Genomic DNA, 17,324 nt, shown 5'->3' on the forward strand with positions numbered 1-17,324 from the left:
TTCCTGGCGGGCGGCGACCAGGGTGCGGGCCGTGACGTAGCCGCTGTCGACGAGTTGCTCGGCGGGCAGCAGCTCCCGCGCGGCGAGACGGGTGTGGATCACGGGCAGGGCCTGGCTGTCGTCCCCTTTCGGCAGCGCTGGTGGTGGCGACGTCCGTGATCAGCCGGGGCGCGGCGTCGTCGCAGGTCTCGGTCAGGTGCAGGCAGTAACCCGTCCAGCCGGTGGTCTTCTTGGTGCCGTAGCGTGCCTCGGTGTCCTAGGGGCTGGCCAGCCGTTGGTGCCCCGGTGGCAGGTCCTCGCTCTCGCGGGCCCGAACGCCGTCCTGGCCGCGGTGGTACTGCTGCAGCCACGCCCGGCGCAGGGTCTCAAGGGCGGGGATGCGGCGCAGCCAGTCGGGGGCATCGGGCCGCCAGGCGGCCGTGAGCAGGTGGAATCCGTCCTCGCCGACCTGGCGCAGCCAGCTGTCGCGGTCCTGGTCGTCGGGCAGCCCGTGCCAGGCATCCACGCGTTCCCCGTACCGGCCCAGCCAGTTGGTCTCCCGCTCCGCCAGGGCCTGCTCCAGCCAGTTTGGCGCGGCAGCGGCGAGCGCCTCCAGCGCGGCCCGCAGGGTCTCGGCGACGAACTCCATCCGGTTCAGCAGGCGCACGTCGGCGACCACCCCGGTGGAATCGGTGCGCTGGCGTCCGCCCCGGCGCAGCAACCCCTGGCCCGCAGCGGCCGCCAACACCGCCTCCAGGACGCGCTCTTCAAGACCGTGCGCGACCAGCCGGGCCCGGAACCGGGCCAGCAACGAGTGGTCGAACCCGCTGTCGTCGAGGTCCAGGCCCAGCAAGTACTTCCAGTCGATCCGGGCCCGCACGGCCTCGGCAGCCCGCCGGTCGGACAGCCCCTCGGCGTACTGCATCACCGACACCATCGCCAGCGCGCCGGGCGAGGCCGCCGGCCGTCCATCGGCTGGGAACGCGGCCGCGAACAGTGCGTCATCGAAGACCTGTCCCAGACTGTCGCGCAGCCGTATCGCCAGCGAGCCCTTCGGGAAGGCCCTGCCCGCCACCCGCAGGGTCAACTCCGGGATTCTTCCACCCGCCCACGACTCCAACGACACTGGAACATCACCGCCAACGAACTCGATCCTCCACCCCACCATCCCGCTTCCGCACCGAGTGCGAGGGGAGATTTGAGAGATCAGCAACGGGGTCCTAGAGTCCAGGGATTCCGGCCTGGGTCGTCTGACCCTTCCGGGGGCTTCCTGCTTCAACGCGCTGTGCCGGGACTTTCGTCCTGGTCTTACCGGCGCTCCACGAGGCGTTTGGCGTCTCCGCCCGTCCGGCGGCGACGATTCGGCATCCTTCGAAGAGGACGTTGCGTGCTGCGTTGTGGTCGCGGTCGTGCACGGTGCCGCAATGCTGTCGCGGTATTGGCCGAACATCCGCCGATTGCATGCGTGCAGCAGCATCCCGCGCAGGACGTCGTTCGGCGGGTCTGCGGACCCCGGCCCGCAGCCGCCCAGTAGCCTCGGCCCTGTGACACTGACAGACGGAACGTACCGCCTCGGGCCGCCGACCGGTCGCCTCCTGCTCAAGACCGGTCGCGCCGGGCTGGGCCGCAGGGCGGGGCACGACCTCACCATCGAGGCCACCCGCTGGGCCGGGGAGGCGGTGGTGGCCGTCGGCGACCCGGACAGGTCGTCGGTCAGCGTGACGGTCGAGACGGACTCGTTGGAGGTCCGCCAGGGAACCGGCGGGCTCAAGGAGCTCACCAATGCGGACCGGGCCGACATCAAACGGACGCTGGCCGACAAGGCCCTCCTGCACACCGCGGAGCATCCCAGGATCACGTTCCGTTCCACCCGCATCACGGGCACGCCGCAGTCATTCGAGATCACCGGAGACCTCACCATCAAGGGGCGGACCCACCCCGTGAACGTGCACGCGGAGGGCAACGGCGACGGGCTGTTGCGCGGCTGGGCGACCGTCACGCAGACCACCTGGGGCATCAAGCCCTACACCGCGTTCTTGGGCGCGTTGCGCCTGGCCGACGAAGTCCGCGTGGAATTCGAGGTGGCTGGGCTCGAACGAGCAGACCGGCTTGGGTAGCCGCCGTGGGCAGGTGCTCGCCGTCCATCAACTCCCGACATCCACACCCTGTCGACAACGTCGGGGAGAAGTCGCATCTGCCGGCCTCCGGCAAAGGTTTTGGTCGATGCGCCCCAACCGAGATCCCGACGCTCGCCCGGTGGTTTCCGAGATTGCGTGCTCCGCGTCGCACCCGGCGGGGGGCAGCCGTACGCCCGGGTCGTCCAGGTCTGCGGTAGGGGAGGCGGTGCGGCGCCCGGCCCCGCGCACCAGCGGTCAGCCGGCGACCGCCTGGTACAGGCTGAAGGCCGCCAGAGCCGCCAGCGCCACGGCGGCCATGCGCGTGATCAGCCGCAACGGCACATGCCTCACGAGAGTGCGCCCGCCCAGAATGCCGAGAGCGGCCACCGACCACAGACCCGCCACCGCACCGATGCCCACGGACACCGGCGCACCGTAGTGGGCGGCCAGGCCAGCGGTCATGATCTGCGTCAAATCACCGAACTCCGCGACCAGGATCAGCGTGAAGCCCGCGCCCGCCGCCTTCCAGAGGCGCTGGTCGCCCGGCTGCTCGACGTGTTCTTCGGTCGCCTGCCGCTTGCTCGCCAGAAGGATCACCGCTCCCACCAGAAAGAGCACCGCGGAAGCCGCTTGCAGCCAGCGGTTCGGCAGCAGGGCCAGCAGGCTCCCCGCGGTGACCGCCAGCACGACGTGGACCGCGAAACCGGCCGCGATGCCCGTGAAGACGTAGCCGGCCCGGTAGCGGGTCGCGAGCATCACAACAGCCACGGCCGTCTTGTCGGGCAGTTCGGTGACGAAAATGATGCCGAAGGTGACGGCGATGACGGATACGTCGAACACGGGCATCAGCCGATTCGGCCGGTGATGTAGTCCTCGGTCCGCTGGTCGGAGGGGTTGGAGAAGATGCGTGCCGTCTCGTCGTATTCGACCAGACGGCCGTGCCGCTCCCCCTCGCCGCCGACGTCCGTGGTGAAGAAGGCCGTGCGATGCGAGACGCGCGCGGCCTGCTGCATGTTGTGCGTGACGACGACGATCGTGAACTCCTGCGCCAGGTGCTCCATGAGGTCCTCGATCTTGGCGGTGGCGATCGGGTCCAGGGCGGAGCAGGGCTCGTCCATCAGGATCACCTCGGGCGAGACCGCGATCGTACGGGCGATGCACAGCCGCTGCTGCTGACCGCCGGACAGGGCGAGCGCCGAGGTCTTGAGCTTGTCCTTGACCTCGTCCCACAGCGCGGCATGGGTGAGGGTCTCCTCGACCAGGTCGTCGAGGTCGCCCTTGAAGCCGCCCACGCGCGGCCCGTACGCGATGTTGTCGTAGATCGACTTCGGGAACGGGTTCGGCTTCTGGAAGACCATGCCGATGCGGCGCCGCACCTCGATCGGGTCGACGTCCCGGCCGTAGAGATCCTCGTCGTGGTAGCGGATCTTCCCGGCCACGCGGGCCGTGGGGATGAGGTCGTTCATCCGGTTGAAGCAGCGGATCACGGTGGACTTGCCGCAGCCCGAAGGGCCGATCATCGCGGTGATCTGACGGCCGCCGATGGTCATGTTGACGTCGCGGACGGCCTCATGGTCGCCGTAGAACACCGACAGGCCGCCCACCTCGAAGACCGGGCTGGTCAAGGGCGGGGCATCGCGATAGGAGACCTGCGGGACCGGAGTGCCGCTGGTGGGGACGGGAGATTCGGAGGACGAGGCCGCGGCGGCCCCCTCCCGCGCGGACCGAAAAGCCCGCCGACGAAGGCGTTGGAGGCGTGGAGGGGGCTCTGGGGTCATGGCGTGGTCACCAGCGGCGGGAGTAGTGGTTGCGGAGCCAGATGGCCAGGGAGTTCATGACCAGCAGGATCACCATGAGGATCACGATCGCGGCGGCGGCGAGTGAGGTGAACTCGGCACGGGACTGGCTGATCCAGTTGAAGATCTGGATCGGCAGCACCGTGAAAGCACTGTCTGGCCCGGTCGGGTTGAAGGTGATGAACGTCAGCCCGCCGAGCAGCAGCAGCGGTGCCGCCTCGCCGATGGCACGGGACAGGGCGAGGATCGAGCCGGTCGCCATGCCGGGCACCGCGGCGGGCAGCACCTGGCGCCAGATGGTCTGCCACTGCGTGGCACCCAGCGCCAGGGACGCCTCGCGGATCGACTGCGGTACGGCGCGGATCGCCTCCCGCGCGGCGATGATCACCGTGGGCAGGACCAGCAGTGACAGCGTGAGCGAGGCGGTGAGTACGGTCTGTCCGAAGCCGAGGCCGCGGGAGATGATGCCGAGGCCGAGGATGCCGTAGACGATCGACGGGACCGCTGCCAGGTTCTGGATGTTGATCTCGATCGCGCGGTTCCACCAGTGCTCGGGGTCGGCGTACTCCTCCAGGTAGATGGCGGTGAGGAAGCCGACGGGCAGGCAGTACAGCGCGGTGAAGGCGATCACCCAGATGGTGCCCATGATCGCCGACTGGGCGCCGGCCTGGGACGGGTCGATGATGTCGGGGAAGTGCGTCACGATACGGAAGTCCAGCCGGGGCCATGCCTCCACCACGATGTAGACGAGAAGGCATCCGAGGAAGACCACGCCGACGGAGAGCGAGGCCCACAGGCTCAGCTGGAACAGCCGCTCCCGCAGCGGAGTGCCGCGGCCCTTGAGCCGGCGCACCTCCGGGATGCCGGCCTCCGGTCCCTTGTCGAGGACGGGGGTGCCCATCACTCGTACACCTCCCGGAACCTGCGCACCAGGCGGATGCTGACCAGGTTCATCACCAGCGTCATGGCGAAGAGCAGCGCGCCCACCGCGAAGATCGTCTGGTAGCCGATGGAGCCGGTCGGCAGGTCGCCGATGCCGGCCGCGGCGATGAAGGCAGTCATCGTCTGCATGCCCTCAAGGGGGTCGAAGGACAGGTTGGGACGGCCGCCGGCCGCGACCGCGACGATCATCGTCTCGCCGATCGCGCGCGAGACGCCGAGCACAATCGCGGCGACGATGCCGGACAGCGCAGCCGGGAAGACCACCCGGGTGGCGACCTGCATACGGGACGATCCGAGCGCGAAGGCGCCGTCGCGCAGGTCGTTCGGGACGGCGTTCATGGCGTCCTCGGACAGCGAGGCGATCGTCGGAATGATCATGATGCCCATGACGAAGCCCGCCGAGAGCGCGTTGAAGACCTCCGGGCCCTTGCCACCGGGCCAGATGTCCTGCAGCAGCGGAGTGATGGCCTGCAGTGCGAAGAAGCCGTACACGACGGTGGGGATCCCGGCGAGAACCTCCAGGATCGGCTTGAAGAATGCGCGGACCCCGGGCCGGGCGTACTCGCTCAGGTACACCGCCGCGCCCAGCCCCAGCGGCACGGCGACGAGCAGCGCGATCAGGGTCACCATCAGCGTGCCGGTGACGAGTGGCAGGACGCCGAAGTGCGGCGGCTTGAACAGCGGCGACCAGTCGGTGCCGGTGATGAAGTCGCCGAAACTCACCTTGCCGAAGAAGTCGGCGGCGGGCGGGATGAGCGCGATGACGATGCCGACGGTGGTCAGCACCGAGACCAGCGAGGCGGCCACCAGCAGCACCTTGATGGCCTTCTCGCCATAGCGCGGCTGGGACCGCTTCAGGAAGCCGGGACTTCCCGCGACGGCCCTGCGGCGCCCTGCGCCCGCGGAGGTCATGACCTGTGCTGCTCCCGCAGCCTCTCCAGGTCCTTGTCCAGCTCGGCCTGCTGCTGGTCGTTCAGCGGCACGAACAGCGACTTCTCGGCGATCTCGGCGCTGTTCTCCACGTAGAACTCGACGAACGCCTCGACCTCCGGCTTGTCCAGCGAGGACGCCTTCGGGTAGATGAACAGCGGCCGCGACAGCGGCTTGTAGCTGCCGTCCTGCACGGTCCTGGAGGTCGGCTCGACGCAGCCGTCACCGCCGTCGATCTTCAGGAGCTTCAGGTCGTCCTTGTTCTCCTCGTAGTACGACAGGCCGAAGTAGCCCATGCCGCCCTCGGAGCCGGACACGCCCTGCGCGGTGACGTTGTCGTCCTCGCTCGGCGAGTAGTCCGTACGGGAGGCGCCCTCCTCGCCGTTGATGGCCTCGGTGAAGTAGTCGAAGGTGCCCGAGTCGGTGCCCGCGCCGAACAGCTCCAGCTCCTGGTCCGGGAACTTGGGGTCGACCTGGTTCCAGTTGTTGACCTTCGAGCCGGGTTCCCAGATCTTCTTCAGCTGCGCGACGGTAAGGCACTCGGCGAAGTCGTTGTCCTTGTTCACCACGACCGACAGCCCGTCGTTGGCGATGTGGAGCTCCTCGTAGGCGATGCCCTCCTTCTGGCAGGCCGCCTTCTCGTCGTCCTCGATCGGGCGCGAGGCATCAGAGATGTCGGTCTCGCCGGCGCAGAACTTCTCGAACCCGCCACCCGTACCGGAGGTGCCCACAGTCACCCTGACGCCGGGGTTCTCCCCTTGGAAGAGCTGGGCCGCCGCCGTGGACAGGGGAGCCACCGTGCTGGAACCGTCCACTCGGATCGTGCCGGACAAGTCGCCCTCGACATCCGCGTCGGCCGCACCGGAGCCGCTGGCGGAACCACCGCACGCACTCGCGGTCAGCAGTACAGCGGCCGTCAGAGCCACAGGGGCTCCGGCTCTGCGCAACGACGTGTGAAGCGCCATGCGACATCCCATCCTCATACCAGCCTCCTCCACTGCCCAACTATGAGATATATGTGCAAAATGCTCTACTCGCACAATTCGACCGAAGCTCACGTATATGAACCACTGGCGAACGGTGCACCGCCAAGCGGTAAAGAATCGTCGCTCGCTCTACCGGGAGTGATCTTGTTCCAGGAATGGAAGGAAGGGCGCTTCGGCCGCCGTGGTGGCGGAAGGGGTGCTTGAACTGCCGCTTCAACCCTGCGGGGCGTCGGGCTCGCGCCCCTCACGGAGCACCGCGAACCTGGTAAAGGGGCCCTTCCGGCAACTGTCAACCACCGCCCAGGCAGCCCTCCCAGCGGAACCGGCAGCAACTTCGCCTGCAATAAGGGCCATGTCTACGGGACAACAACCGCGACCAGGGCGAGAGCCGATGCGGCGAGCGGGCGAACCGTCCCGTGCGGCGGCTACGTCCACACCTCACACGGTGGCGTGGGCGACGGCCTCCAGGGCCAAGAGCTACCGGCAACTCACACGCGCGATGTTCCTGTCCGCGTTCGCCGCGCTGCACGATCCCGTCTCCCTCAACTGCCGTAGGGGAAAACCGGTTGGGTCGGCGAGCACTCCGATCCACACGGACCCGCCAGCCTGCGCCCGTGTCAAGAGCAACGGGGCGCGGATCTATGCGACGAGCGTTCGTGATCTCCTCGGGCAATCCGCCACCCGCGCACGTCCTTGTTCTGTCTGGGCCGCGTTTTCCAGGGCGCGTTTGGGTGGAACCCGGGGGTGAGCTGCTGTGACGGGGGTCCGATGCGGAACGCTCGTAGTGGAACCCGCGTGCGGCGTAATTGGGTGAGGCCGGAGGAGATGCCACCGCTCGGGAGACAGCGCATGGATCTCAGATTGCTGACACGCCTGCCGGCCCTCGGTCTCGGCATGACCCTGACCGCTCCGCGCTACGTCCTGCACCAGAGCGCCTCGCTGGCCGGGACGCTGGCCCATGCCGCCAGTGAGGTCGTCGGCGCCGGCGCCGACCTCGCCAGGGGCGAGGGGGCGGCGGCCGGTGCCGCCGTGCGCGTCATGCGCGTGGCGCGGCACGCCATGGCCGGCACGGACGGGCGCTGGCAGGCCGGCCAGCGCTTCCACCTGCCGCTGCGGGCCGGGCCCGGAAGAGGCGGCGCCGCCGGACGCGGCGACGAAGCCGCTGTCGCTGAGGTGGCTGCCGAACTCCGGCAGCGCCCCGATGTGCGCTTCGCGTACTGGGACATCGCTTTGGCGCGGCTGGTGGTCCACGCAGCCCCCGGCACGGCCGTCGACGGGCTTGTCGACGTGACGACCGAGTTGGCGGCGAAGCACGGACTGGCTCCCTCGGCGGAACCAGCCGAGGGCGTCCCCCATCCCGGCGGCGTCCGGGACGTGCGCATGGCGGCAGCGGCACTGGCATTCGACGCAGCAGGTATCGCCGCAACGATGGGGGCACGGGCGCTGCACCTCCCGCGCGCATCCCACCTGGCGACGGCGACGGTCAGCCTGCTGCGAGAGGACCCCCGGATGCGCCGTGCACTGCGCCACCGGCTCGGCCGCACCGCCGCAGACGTCCTGCTGGCGGCGGCGCACGCGACTGCGCACGCTGCGGTCCAGTCGCCCACGCCAATCGTGCTGGACGCGGTCGTGCGGGCGGCCCAGCTGGTCGAGGCCGTCGCCAGGGCGGCCGCCTTCGACGCGGGCCACGACGAGGTATGTGTGCCCGGGCGGATTGGAATGGGTGGCGAGGCAGCCGTGAGCCGCCCTGCTCCGGCCGACCCTGTCGACGACTACGCCGCGAAAGCCAACGCCGTACGCCTGGCCGGCGGCGCCGGGGCACTGCGGCTCAACCGGAACCTCGACTACGCTGCCCGCGCAGTCCTGGCCGGTTCCCCCAAGGCCCTGCGGCACGGCACCGGGGTGTATCTCGCCGGCATCGGCTGCGTGCTGGCCCGCGAGGGTGTCCTCGTACGTGCCCCGGAGCGCTTGCGGCTGCTGTCGGCCGTGGACACGGCGGTGCTCCATGCGAGCGCGCTTCGCGAGGCCGACCCGCGCGCCGCGACGGTGCTGGACGCGGCCCGGCGGGCCGGCCTGCGCGTCCTGGTGGTCGGCGGCCGCGCGCCCGGTGAGGCCGCGGCCCCGGCCGGTGGAATCACCAGGACTCCGGAGCCGCTGCCGGATGTGGTGCACGACCTGCAGCGCAACGGGCACGTCGTCCTCACCGTCGCCCGGCTGCGGACCGACGGCGGCCAGGGAGGCCAGGACGGCGGTGACGGCGCGCCGGCCGACTCGAACGTGCTGGCCGGCCTTCTGAGCAGCGACATCGCCGTCGCCCTCGCCGACCCGGGCAGCGCGGTGGTGTGGGGAGCGGACGTGCTGTGCCCACGGGGTCTGGCGGGCGTGTGGCGGCTGCTGGTGGCCGTGCCCGCCGCGCGCAGGTTCCAGCGACACGCCAAGGTCTTCGCAGAGGGGGGAGGGACCCTGGCCGGCCTGCTGCTCCTCACGGAGAGCGTGCGGTTGTGGGGGATGCCCCCTGTCAGCCTGGGGGCCAACCCGGTCACCCTGGCCGACGCGGCGGCCAGGGTGTTGGGATTCCGCTCCGTGGCAACGGTCGCGGTGACCAGCCCGCCGATACTCCGGTCACCGGTACCGGGACACGCACCGCCCCCGAAGAAGTGACTCCCGACCGGCCGACGCATCCCGGCAGGCCTGGCCCCGGCTGACGCCGAGCGGATCCCGGCCAGGTCCGAAAGCCTGCCAGGGCGGATGGGCGGTCCGGGTGCCAGGCGAGGAAGGGGGACATTTCCCTTTCGCTTGGCGGATCAGCACGCGTAGGCAACGTGGCGGATTGGTTCCTGGGCCAGGACCCGTGGTTTCGGTTACGCACATCGGCGGCGGGTACTCGCACGGCTCATTGTGCGCCGGCCATTCCGAGGTGACCCGTGGACTCCAGTGTCGCGACGCGCGTCAGCGCGCGTGGGAGTGAGCCCGTCGTCCCCGAGCCGCGCGGGCCGCTGTCCTCCGCCGTGCTGTCCGCCCTCATCCGGCAGCCACCGGGTGGCCCGCTGCCTCTGCACAAGGTCCCGCATACCGATCCGTACGGCGAAGACCTCCAACTCGCGCTCTACGCCTGCTACGAACTGCACTACCGCGGCTTCTGGGGCGTCGATCCGGGCTGGGAGTGGGATCCGGAACTGCTGCGGCTGCGGGGTGCCATGGAGTCCGTGTTCCATGAGGCGCTGCGTGAGGACGTGGCTGGCGGTGACAGGCCCGACGACCTCGATCGCGAGCTGGACATCCTCCTCGCCGAGCCGGGGGAACCGCGCGGTGTCTCCCAGTACTTGAAGCGGGACGGCACCCGGGAACAGCTGCGCGAATACTTCGCCCATCGCTCCGTCTACCAGCTCAAGGAGGCCGATCCGCAGGCCTGGGTCATCCCGCGCCTGGAGGGCGCCGCCAAGGCGGCCCTCGTCGCGGTCGAGTACGACGAGTTCGGCGGCGGCCGGGCCGAACGGGTGCACGCCCGGCTGTTCGCCGACCTGATGGCCGAGGCCGGCCTCGACCCGACGTACGGGCAGTACGTGGACGCCACCCCGGCCGTCACGCTCGCCACGGTGAACCTGATGTCGTACCTGGGCCTGCACCGTGCCCAACGCGCCGGGCTGGTCGGCCACTTCGCGGCGGCGGAGATCACCACCGCCCCCACCGCGCGCCGCATGGTCGACGCGATCGACCGCCTGGGCGCGGGCCCGGCCTGCCGGTTCTTCTACAGCGAGCACGTCGAGGCCGACGCCGTGCACGAACAGGTCCTGCGCCGCGATGTCATCGGCGGCCTGCTCGACACCGAGCCCGCCCTCCTCGGGGACGTGGTCTTCGGTATCCAGGCGACCGGACTGCTCGACGACCGCTTGGAGCAGCACCTGCTGGCCTGCTGGCGCGACGGCCGGACATCGCTGCGCGGTCGCGGGCTGTGACGGCCCTTTCAAGAGCGCCCCTGGGTGGACCCCTAGATGCCCCTCTCAAGGGTGACGGCGTCGGTGACTGGTGTCGCACCACGGGTACGTGCCGCTGCGCCGGCACGCGCAGAGCGCCACCACGAAACGGTCGGAGACGACGCGGCGGCCGTCGTCCAGTTCGACCTCGACCGGGCCCTCGATGAGGATCGGGCCGTCCGGTACGACGACGACGCGTCGCGGGCCTCGCGGACGCTCAGGGTCGGCGTGGTGAGTCGGCACGGATCACCACCAGCTCCTCCGTGTGCTGTCCGGGGCCGATCAGCCCGCGGGCGACGAGTTCGGGCGTGCGGGAGCGCAGCACGGGGCCGAAGGGAAGCGTGGCGCGGTCGACCACCGCGGCCTTGAGCCCGGTGTCCCGCAGGCGGGCGAGCGTCTCTTCGACGCCGCACAGGGCCGAGTGCACCATCAGCAGCATCCCGCCGGGCGCGAGGCACGGCGGGGCGGCGGTGCAGAGGCGGTCCACCAGTGCCCTGCCGTCGGGCCCGGCGTCCCAGGCCAGGGCCGCTCCCCCGCGCGACGTCGGGCGCCCGGGAGCGGGCACGTACGGCGGGTTGGCCAGTATGACGTCGAACGTCTCTCCCGTGACGGGTCGCGTCAGATCACCCCTGACCACACGCACCGGCACCCGCCGGACCGTCGCGTTGAGCCGGGCCGCCAGCACCGCCCACGGCGAGAGGTCCACCGCCGTCACCCGGCCCGCGCCCGCCTGTGCCGCGGCCAGGGCCAGCGCGCCGGTACCGGTGCCGATGTCCAGCACCCTGGCACCGGGTCGCATCGCCGCCAGCCGCAGGGCCCTGGCCAGCAGCCAGGTGTCGCCCTGCGGCGCGTAGACGCCGGGAGGTCGCAGCAGAAACACGGGGCACGGGTACCTCGGCCCAGCCCGCGAAAACCGTCACCGCCGCTCGTCGGCCTCCCGTACGGGCTGAAGGGACCGCACCCGCTCGACGCACCACTCCTTGGCGGTCTTGGCGACCTGTTCCAGCGCGCCGGGCTCCTCGAAGAGGTGGGTGGCTCCCGGCACGACGTGCACGGAATGCGGAGCCCGCAGCATCCCGGCCGCCTCCTCGTTGAGCCGCAGCACCTCGCAGTCCCGGCCGCCGACGATGAGCAGCACAGATGCTCGTACGCGGGCCAGGGCGTCGCCCGCGAGATCGGGCCGTCCGCCTCGCGACACGACGGTCAGTACGCGCTCGGGCCGCTCGGCGGCGGCCACGAGGGCTGCCGCCGCGCCCGTACTGGCGCCGAACAGGGCGACGGGGAGCCCTCTCGCCTCGGGCTGGCCGTCCAGCCAGTCGATCGCGGCCACCAGGCGTCGCCCCAGCAGCGGGATGTCGAAGCGGTGCTCGCCCGTCAGGGCGTCGTGGCTCTCCTCCCGTTCGCTGAGCAGATCCATGAGCAGGGTGCCGAGTCCGGCCGTACGCAACTCGGCGGCCACCATCCGGTTGCGCGGGCTGTGCCGGGAGCTGCCGCTGCCGTGCGCGAACAGCACCACCGCACTGGACCGCGTGGGAAGTACGAGATCGCCGGCCAGCGTCACTTCGTCGGCCGGCACCGCAACCAACTGAGAGATCATCGGGATCATCTTCTTCCTCGGGCCGAAGGGCCCGCGGTTCGCCGTTCGACTTGTCCGGTTGTCTGATTCCTCCCGATCGCGTACCCCTGGTGGCCCCGGCGAACATCGGGCCCGTACGACCAAGGAGCATGTCAGTCCGCGGCCATGTCCCCCGGCTCGCGATAGCGCAGCAGCACGCCCACGCCGTCGGCCGGCGGAACTCGGTCCGAATCCACCACGATCAGCTCGGCTCCGGTGCGGGCAGTGGCGTACAGCAAGGCGGCGTCGGCGGGCCTCGCACGTACGGACGTGGCCCCGTAGCCCTCCAACTCCTCGGCGGACAGGGCGACTTGGTACGGCTCCGTGCCCACCCACAGCCGCTCGGGGAGGCGTGGGGAGCGGGTGAGCAGGAGGGCTCGGGCCCGGCCGCGTTGCAGGGCGGTGACGGCGGCGGTGATGCCCTCGGACTTCTGGCTGTGCCTGGCGCGCTGGGCGAGGAAGGTGTCCAGCTGGAGGCGGTCCGGTCCGCTCAGCCGGCCGTCCAGCATGCGGGCCACTTCCGTCTCCAGCAGGGGCCGGCCGGGGGAGGTGTCGGCCGCCGTGCCGGGCGCGCTCTCGACGAGGGTCACGCGGTTCTGGAGGTGGATGGGCATGCGGTTGACCAGGACGCCCGACAGCCAGGGGTCGCCCTCGTCCCGGCGGAGCACGACGAACCCGGCTTGGTGACGCCCGGCGAGTTCGTCCAGTTCCTGAGCGATACGGGGCGCTGTGCGCGGCCAGTCCTCGGCCGGCACCAGACGGTCAAGGCGTGGTCCCGGCGCGACCCGGCTGACGGGCCACCGCCCGCTCTCGGCGACGACCGAGACGTACTCGCCCTTCTCGTCCGAGACGCCTCGGGTGAGGGCGACGGCGACGTACGGGATGTCCGGTGCGCGCTGCACCGCCAGCGGCAGGGCGTCGGGCAGGTCGTCGAAGCGGGCCGTGTCGCGTACGGGCGGCTCGGGCAGGTCCGCCACAAGGACGAGCTGCCCGTGCGCGGCGAACAGGGCCTGCCCGTGCCGGCCGGGCAGGTCACGGCCGGTGCCCACCGCCGCGTCCAGAACGGAAACGGTGGCCGCTTCCGTCCCCTGGTCGCGCAGCGTGTCGCGCAGGTGGCGCCAGCGCAGATCGATCGCCTTGTCGGGCTCGTCGATGTCCCGGGAGGTGTCGAGGTGGACGCTGGCCCAGGGACCGGGCCGGGAGTAGAGCGGGTCCAGGAACGAGAGCTTCACGGTGGCTCCCTGAGCGGTGGTTCGGTTCGGCAGCGGCAAGAGCGGCGGGCGCGGAACCGGGTCACGTACGCGTCCTGCGTGTACCCGCTCGGGCTTTGCGCCATGCGCGGGCGGCTGCTGGGTACTCGACGGGCCCGTGCCCCGTACGTACGACATGGCCGGCGATCCGGCAGCCGATGCCAGGAGGAGGACTTCATGGGCGTGCAGAGCCTGCCCGATCCCGTCATCAGCAGGCGGCCCGAGCCGCCGGTCGACCCGGCAGCGCTGGCGGCGGCGCTGCGCGAGCGGGTCGACGGCGAAGTGCGGTTCGACGCGGGCAGCCGGGCCGCGTACGCGACCGACGCCTCGAACTTCCGGCAGACGCCGATCGGTGTCGTTCTGCCGCGTACGCCCGAGGCGGGAGCCGAGGCGGTGGCGGTGGCCCGGGAACACGGCGCTCCGGTGCTGTCGCGGGGCGGCGGCACGAGCCTGGCGGGCCAGTGCACCAACACGGCGGTGGTGCTGGACTGGTCGAAGTACTGCGACCGCCTGGAATCCGTGGACGCCGACGCCCGCACCTGTGTCGTGCAGCCGGGCATCGTACTGGACGAACTGAACAGGCAGCTCGCGGCGACCGGTCTGCGCTTCGGCCCGGAGCCCGCCACGCACGCGAACTGCACCATCGGCGGCATGATCGGCAACAACGCCTGCGGCGCCACCGCGCAGCAGCACGGCAAGGTCGTCGACAACATCGCGCGCCTGGAGGTACTGCTCTACGACGGCACCCGTTTCTGGTGCGGCGAGACCAGTGAGGAGGAATACGCGGAGATCGAGCGGCGCGGCGACCTGCGGGCCACCCTGTACCGGCAGGTACGGGCGCTGCGCGACACGTACGCGGCCGAGATCCGCCGCCGCTTCCCGGACATTCCCCGCCGGGTGTCGGGCTACAACCTCGACTCGCTGCTGCCCGAGCACGGCTTCGATGTCGCGGGACTGCTCGTGGGCAGCGAGTCGACGCTGGCCACCGTGCTGCGCGCCGAGCTGGAACTCGTGCCCGTGACGAAGGAGCGGACGCTGGTCGTGCTCGGATTCCCGAGCGTCGACAAGGCCGCGGACGCCGTGCCCGAGATCCTGCCGCACCGGCCGATGGCTCTGGAGGGAGTCGACGCACGGCTGATCCGCGACGAGCAGCTCAAGCACCTCAACCCGCAGGCGATCGCCCAACTGCCCGCAGGGCGTGCCTTCCTGATGGCGCAGTTCGGCGGGGAGACCCTCGAGGAATCCGACGCGCGGGCGCACCGGATGCTGAGCGCGCTCCACGAGAGCGAGCACGACGCGGAGGTGGCCTTCCTGGACGACCCTGCGCGCGAGGAGGAGCTGTGGCAGGTCCGTGAGGCGGGTCTCGGTGCCACCGCGCATGTGCCGCACCGGCCCGACACCTTCGAGGGCTGGGAGGACTCGGCCGTGCCGCCCGAGCGGCTCGGCGACTATCTGCGGCGGCTGCGCGGGCTGTTCGAGGAGTTCGGGTACCAGAGCGATACGGGTCCCAGTCTCTACGGGCACTTCGGTCATGGCTGCGTGCACACCCGCATCCCGTTCGACCTGTACAACGCCGACGGGGTGAAGGCGTACCGGCGGTTCATGGAGCGGGCGGCCGATCTGGTCGCGGAGTTCGGCGGGTCCTTCTCCGGGGAGCACGGTGACGGGCAGAGCCGCGGTGAGCTGCTGCCGCGGATGTTCGGCAGCGAGCTGGTCGAGGCGTTCGGCCGGCTCAAGGCGGTCTTCGATCCGGACAACCGGATGAATCCCGGCAAGGTCGTGGCGCCGTACCGGCTGGACGGGAATCTGCGGCTGGGCGCCGACTGGGCTCCGTACGACCCGCAGGATCTGTACTTCCGCTATCCGCACGACGGCGGGTCCTTCGCGGAGGCCGCCAACCGGTGCGTGGGCGTGGGCAAATGCCGGCAACTCACCAACAAGGGTGGCGCGGTGATGTGCCCGTCGTACCAGGTCACGCGGGAGGAGGAGCACTCCACGCGGGGACGGGCCCGGCTGCTGTTCGAGATGCTGGACGGTCACGGGGACAGTGCGGTACGGGACGGGTGGCGATCGGAGGCGGTACGGGACGCCCTTGATCTGTGTCTGGCCTGCAAGGGCTGCAAGTCCGACTGTCCGGCGGACGTGGACATGGCCACGTACAAGGCGGAGTTCCTGGCCCATCACTACGCGGGGCGGCCGTGGCGTCGGCCGCGCTCGGATCTGTCGATGGGCTGGTTGCCGGCCGCGGCGCAGGCCGTCGGCCGGCTGCGGCTCGGGCGTGCGGTCAACGCGCTCACGCACGCGCCCCTGCCGGCGCGGGCGGCCGTCGCCCTCGCGGGGGTCGAGAAGCGCGAGATCCCGCTGTTCGCCGGCGAGACGCTGCAACAGTGGTTCGCTCGCGCTCGCCACGAGCCGCAGGGCGACGTGGCGCGCGGCACCGTTCTGCTGTGGCCGGACACCTTCACCAACTTCTTCCACCCGCACATCGGGCAGGCCGCGGTACGGCTGATGGAGGACGCGGGCTGGCGGGTCGTCCTGCCCGCGGAGCCGCTGTGCTGCGGGCTGACCTGGATCTCCACCGGGCAGCTCGGCACCGCTCGGCGCATCCTGACCCGGACCGTGCGCCACCTGGCCGAATACCTCCACGACGGAGGGCTCGTGGTCGGCCTGGAGCCGAGTTGCACGGCCGTGTTCCGGTCCGACGCCGGTGAGTTGTTCCCCGGCGACCGCGATGTACGCAGGTTGCGCCGGCAGACGGTGACCCTCGCGGAGCTGCTCACCGAGCACAGTCCTGGCTACGTCCCTCCGCCGGTACCGGTGGGCCGGTCGGAGGCGCTGGCGCAGGTGCACTGTCACCAGCACGCGGTGCTGGGGTGGGACGCCGACGCCGCGCTGCTGCACCGTGCGGGGGTCGACGCCGAGCGTCTGGAGTCCGGTTGTTGCGGGCTGGCCGGCAACTTCGGGTTCGAGCGCGGGCACTTGGATGTCAGCCGGGCCTGTGCGGAGCGGGTGCTGCTGCCGCGTCTGCGCTCGGCTTCCGCGCGGGCGGTGGTCCTGGCTGACGGCTTCAGCTGCCGTACGCAGATCCATGAGCTCGGCAGCTCCGGCCACGAGGGAGTCCACCTGGCGGAGCTGCTCGCCTCCGGGCTGCCGGACGCGCCGGGCACCGCCGACGCCGACGCCTCGGGCGCCCGCCCGGCTCCTCCGGGCCGGGTGGCCACTGCCGCTGCACTCGGCGTCGCGGGGATCGCGGCCGCGGGGGTGGCTCGGCGGGTGCGGAGGAGGTGAGGGGCGCCGCGGGTTGCCTCCGGCGGTTGGGCGGTTGGGTTCGTTGTCGGGTGCGGGTGCGTTATGGCTTGTCGCGCAGTTCCCCGCGCCCCTGGGTGGGTGGTGGGCCGGTGCGTCAGCCCGTCGCAGGCCGGGCATACGGCCCGGTGTCGGTACACGGTGCGGGTGACCTGAGACAGAACCTGAGCGACGGGCATACGACGCACCGGCCCGCGTCCCCTCCCGCCGGTGGAAAAGCTGCGGGTGGTTGGGGGTACGGGCTTTCGCGGGGCGCGTGCCCTTCCGGTGCGCGTGCTTTCTCCGGTGCACGTTGCTTTCTCCGGGCGCCGGGAGTCGCAGGCTTTGGCTTTTCAGTAGTCCGGTCGCCTGACGGCGACACCCTGTGATCTTGTAAATCGATGGCGACAGAGCCTTGTTGACCTTGGACGCCATCTATTTACGATTCAG

General features: G+C 70.9%; 14 protein-coding genes. 4 read left to right on the plus strand and 10 right to left on the minus strand.

Annotation, left to right across the window (positions count from 1 at the left end; genetic code table 11):
* Positions 1-256 precede the first annotated feature (256 nt).
* Positions 257-1,066, minus strand: a complete 810-nt coding sequence (locus tag ABD357_RS42350; protein WP_344396934.1) for a transposase — start codon at positions 1,064-1,066, stop codon at positions 257-259.
* Positions 1,067-1,523: 457 nt separating this feature from the next.
* Between ABD357_RS42350 and ABD357_RS42355 the strand changes: the two genes are divergently transcribed.
* A complete protein-coding gene (locus ABD357_RS42355; protein WP_344396935.1) occupies positions 1,524-2,096 on the plus strand; it encodes a YceI family protein in 573 nt (190 codons plus the stop codon).
* Between the two features lie 255 nt (positions 2,097-2,351).
* Here ABD357_RS42355 and ABD357_RS42360 read toward each other — a convergent pair whose 3' ends face one another.
* From ABD357_RS42360 to ABD357_RS42380, 5 genes are all read right to left on the minus strand, one after another.
* Positions 2,352-2,936 (minus strand): TMEM165/GDT1 family protein, encoded by a 585-nt coding sequence (locus tag ABD357_RS42360; RefSeq protein WP_344396936.1) that lies wholly within the window; start codon positions 2,934-2,936, stop codon positions 2,352-2,354.
* A 5-nt stretch (positions 2,937-2,941) separates the two neighbouring features.
* Positions 2,942-3,721, minus strand: a complete 780-nt coding sequence (gene pstB / locus ABD357_RS42365; RefSeq protein ID WP_344396937.1) for a phosphate ABC transporter ATP-binding protein PstB — start codon at positions 3,719-3,721, stop codon at positions 2,942-2,944.
* A 160-nt stretch (positions 3,722-3,881) separates the two neighbouring features.
* Positions 3,882-4,793, minus strand: coding sequence for a phosphate ABC transporter permease PstA (pstA, locus tag ABD357_RS42370; RefSeq protein WP_344396939.1), 912 nt, complete (start codon positions 4,791-4,793; stop codon positions 3,882-3,884).
* Complete coding sequence (gene pstC, locus ABD357_RS42375; protein ID WP_344396941.1) at positions 4,793-5,746, minus strand: phosphate ABC transporter permease subunit PstC; 954 nt, start codon at positions 5,744-5,746, stop codon at positions 4,793-4,795. The genes pstA and pstC overlap by 1 nt, the downstream gene beginning before the upstream one ends.
* Complete coding sequence (locus tag ABD357_RS42380) at positions 5,743-6,729, minus strand: PstS family phosphate ABC transporter substrate-binding protein (protein ID WP_344396942.1); 987 nt, start codon at positions 6,727-6,729, stop codon at positions 5,743-5,745. Before ABD357_RS42380 ends, pstC begins: the two co-directional genes overlap by 4 nt.
* A gap of 870 nt (positions 6,730-7,599) precedes the next feature.
* On the opposite strand from ABD357_RS42380, the gene ABD357_RS42385 reads away from it, so the two are divergent.
* Entirely contained in the window at positions 7,600-9,411 is a 1,812-nt protein-coding gene (locus tag ABD357_RS42385) for a hypothetical protein (RefSeq protein WP_344396943.1), read from the plus strand.
* Between the two features lie 263 nt (positions 9,412-9,674).
* A complete protein-coding gene (locus tag ABD357_RS42390; protein ID WP_344396944.1) occupies positions 9,675-10,706 on the plus strand; it encodes an iron-containing redox enzyme family protein in 1,032 nt (343 codons plus the stop codon).
* A 45-nt stretch (positions 10,707-10,751) separates the two neighbouring features.
* On the opposite strand, the gene ABD357_RS42395 is transcribed toward ABD357_RS42390, so the two are convergent.
* The 4 genes from ABD357_RS42395 to ABD357_RS42410 all read right to left on the minus strand — a co-directional run bounded on the left by ABD357_RS42395 (position 10,752) and on the right by ABD357_RS42410 (position 13,571).
* On the minus strand, positions 10,752-10,967 hold the full coding sequence (locus tag ABD357_RS42395) for a CDGSH iron-sulfur domain-containing protein (RefSeq protein ID WP_344396945.1): 216 nt from the start codon (positions 10,965-10,967) through the stop codon (positions 10,752-10,754).
* A complete protein-coding gene (locus ABD357_RS42400) occupies positions 10,942-11,604 on the minus strand; it encodes a HemK2/MTQ2 family protein methyltransferase (RefSeq protein ID WP_344396946.1) in 663 nt (220 codons plus the stop codon). Before ABD357_RS42400 ends, ABD357_RS42395 begins: the two co-directional genes overlap by 26 nt.
* 36 nt (positions 11,605-11,640) lie before the next feature.
* The gene (locus ABD357_RS42405) at positions 11,641-12,321 is read right to left on the minus strand and encodes a dienelactone hydrolase family protein (RefSeq protein WP_344396947.1); all 681 of its coding nucleotides are present in this window, start codon (positions 12,319-12,321) and stop codon (positions 11,641-11,643) included.
* A 131-nt stretch (positions 12,322-12,452) separates the two neighbouring features.
* Positions 12,453-13,571: a baeRF2 domain-containing protein gene (locus ABD357_RS42410; protein ID WP_344396948.1), complete on the minus strand. Its 1,119-nt coding sequence runs from the start codon at positions 13,569-13,571 to the stop codon at positions 12,453-12,455.
* 195 nt (positions 13,572-13,766) lie between these two features.
* Between ABD357_RS42410 and ABD357_RS42415 the strand changes: the two genes are divergently transcribed.
* Positions 13,767-16,877, plus strand: a complete 3,111-nt coding sequence (locus ABD357_RS42415; protein ID WP_344396949.1) for an FAD-binding and (Fe-S)-binding domain-containing protein — start codon at positions 13,767-13,769, stop codon at positions 16,875-16,877.
* The last annotated feature ends 447 nt before the right edge of the window (positions 16,878-17,324 follow it).

The organism is Streptomyces vastus (assembly GCF_039532825.1).
Classification (GTDB): Bacteria; Actinomycetota; Actinomycetes; order Streptomycetales; family Streptomycetaceae; genus Streptomyces; species Streptomyces vastus.

What these genes read in the sequence shown, in the direction of transcription:
- ABD357_RS42415 (WP_344396949.1), top strand. Translation starts at nt 13,767, where the DNA reads ATGGGCGTGCAGAGCCTGCCCGATCCCGTCATCAGCAGGCGGCCCGAG.
- ABD357_RS42405 (WP_344396947.1), bottom strand. Translation starts at nt 12,321, where the DNA reads ATGATCTCTCAGTTGGTTGCGGTGCCGGCCGACGAAGTGACGCTGGCC.
- pstA (WP_344396939.1), bottom strand. Translation starts at nt 4,793, where the DNA reads ATGGGCACCCCCGTCCTCGACAAGGGACCGGAGGCCGGCATCCCGGAG.
- ABD357_RS42380 (WP_344396942.1), bottom strand. Translation starts at nt 6,729, where the DNA reads ATGGCGCTTCACACGTCGTTGCGCAGAGCCGGAGCCCCTGTGGCTCTG.
- pstC (WP_344396941.1), bottom strand. Translation starts at nt 5,746, where the DNA reads ATGACCTCCGCGGGCGCAGGGCGCCGCAGGGCCGTCGCGGGAAGTCCC.
- ABD357_RS42385 (WP_344396943.1), top strand. Translation starts at nt 7,600, where the DNA reads ATGGATCTCAGATTGCTGACACGCCTGCCGGCCCTCGGTCTCGGCATG.